Below are 1,687 nucleotides of genomic sequence, written 5' to 3' on the forward strand. Positions count from 1 at the left end.
TTCATAGTGTTTCGGTGGTCATAGCGTGAGGGAAACGCCCGGTTACATTCCGAACCCGGAAGCTAAGCCTTACAGCGCCGATGGTACTGCAGGGGGGACCCTGTGGGAGAGTAGGACACCGCCGAACAAATATTGAGAAAACCCCCGCACCTCACGGTGCGGGGGTTTTCTGCGTTTAGGCTCTGGATATGACCTACGACTTGGTGATCTTCGACAATGACGGTGTCCTCGTGGACAGTGAGCCGATCTCCAACCGGCTGCTGGCCGCCTATCTGACGGAGCTCGGGCACCCGACGTCGTACGAGGACTCCATTCGGGACTACATGGGCTCCGCGATGCATCGCATCCATGAGCTGGTCCTGGAGCGTAGGGGGGAGCGGCTGCCGGCGGAGTTCGACGACGTCTTCCACCGGCGGGTGTTCGCGGCGTTCGAGCGGGAACTGCGGCCCGTTGCGGGGGCCGTGGACGTACTCGAGAAGCTGGCCGCGGACGAGGTGCCGTACTGCGTGGCGTCCTCGGGGAGCCATGAGCGGATTCGGGTGGGGCATCGGACGACCGGGCTGGACCGGTGGTTCGAGGAGTCGCGGATCTTCAGTTCGCAGGATGTGGGGAAGGGGAAGCCGGCCCCGGACCTGTTCCTCTACGCGGCCGAGCGGATGGGTGTCTCGCCGAGCCGCTGCGTGGTGGTGGAGGATTCCCCGCTGGGGGTGCAGGCGGCTGTCGCGGCCGGGATGGACGTGTACGGGTTCACCGCGATGACGCCTGCCGACAGGCTGGCGGGTGCCACCCAACTCTTCTCCGACATGGGTGAGTTGTCAGGTCTGCTCGCCTGACTTCTGCCACGTGGAGGATCACCGGGTTAAGTTGAGGGAAATTCACCTTTGGCTGGATCTACCCACGAGTACGTTGGGGCCCTACGCTCGCCGCCATGACAGATGTGCTGCGGCGCGGTAGGGCCTCTTTGGCGTTCAGCTTCTTCGCTCAGGGCGCCGCCTTCGCTCTGCTGGTGACCCGGATTCCGGCTATTCAGGACCGGTACGGCGTCTCCGACGCGCTGTTGCCCGTGTTCCTCGCCGCCGTGCCGGTGCTCGCCGGCGTCGGGAGTGTGACGACCGAGAAGCTGGTGAGGCGCGTACCGCCCAGTCGGGTGCTGCGCTGGTCCCAGCCCGTCGTGCTCCTGGCACTGCTGGGAGTGGGCGCGGGGGAGCACATGGCCGAACTGGGCATCGCGCTCGCCGCGTTCGGGCTCGCCGTGGGTGGGCTGGACGCGTCGATGAACATGCTCGGGGTGAGCCTGCAGCGGTCGTACGGGCGCAGCATCATGCTCAGCTTCCACGCGGCGTACAGCCTGGGCGGGATAGTGGGGGCCTCGCTGGCGTGGGTGGGGGCGCACTGGGACCTGGCGCTGTGGGTGTCGTATCTCCCGGTCGTGGTGGTGCTGTTGCCTGCGGTGCTGCTGGGGAGCCGGTGGTACGTCGACGGGGGGAGCGCGCCCGTCGAGGCGAAGGAGGGGGCGGAAGGCGGGCCCGTCGCCTTCAAGCTGCTGTTGCCGCTGTGTCTGGTGATGACGTTCGCGTACATCGGGGACTCGACGGTCTCCAACTGGAGCGCGAAGTACCTCCAGGACGTGCTGGGGAGTTCCGAGCAGATGGCGACGGTGCCGTACAACGTCTACATGGTCACCACG

2 protein-coding genes and 1 rRNA gene are annotated in these 1,687 nt (G+C 66.2%); all 3 read left to right on the forward strand.

The window, feature by feature from the left end:
- The first annotated feature begins 10 nt into the window (after positions 1-10).
- Positions 11-127, forward strand: a 5S ribosomal RNA gene (gene rrf / locus FNH08_RS49730).
- A gap of 61 nt (positions 128-188) precedes the next feature.
- Complete coding sequence (locus tag FNH08_RS49735) at positions 189-833, forward strand: HAD family hydrolase (protein ID WP_152778588.1); 645 nt, start codon at positions 189-191, stop codon at positions 831-833.
- Between the two features lie 95 nt (positions 834-928).
- A partial coding sequence (locus FNH08_RS49740) for an MFS transporter (protein ID WP_194238895.1) occupies positions 929-1,687 on the forward strand: 759 nt, incomplete at its 3' end.

The organism is Streptomyces spongiae (genome assembly GCF_009377185.1).
In the GTDB taxonomy this organism is placed as follows: domain Bacteria; phylum Actinomycetota; class Actinomycetes; order Streptomycetales; family Streptomycetaceae; genus Streptomyces; species Streptomyces spongiae.

Excerpts from the sequence above, each read along its gene's own strand:
- FNH08_RS49735 (WP_152778588.1), top strand. The coding sequence starts at position 189 with ATGACCTACGACTTGGTGATCTTCGACAATGACGGTGTCCTCGTGGAC.